This is a genomic window from Streptococcus sp. 2106, from assembly GCF_013277315.1.
Lineage (GTDB): Bacteria > Bacillota > Bacilli > Lactobacillales > Streptococcaceae > Streptococcus > Streptococcus pseudopneumoniae.
In genome coordinates this window covers 19,021-19,304 of the sequence record NZ_VMMS01000091.1, presented here as the reverse complement: position 1 = coordinate 19,304, position 284 = coordinate 19,021, and positions in this window count along the sequence as shown.

Here is a 284-nt window from a genome sequence, read left to right as displayed (position 1 = left end):
ATTTTGAAAAATATTTTTTCCACATAAAAACACCTTCTTTCCTACAATCATATTATAACACTTTATGTAAGCGAATACAAATGATATGAGGTAATCAACTACGAAGAAACATGAGGTTGAAAAAGAGTAAAAAGCAGTATTTCTAAGCCTTAACTGTATCTATGATTTATCCCTTTTAAATAAGATTGACCCAAATCCACAGCATTTAAAAAAGCGAATTTCAATCGAAACTCGCTTTCTTACAAAATGTATTAGTATGAATTTGTATCTTATACTCAATGAAA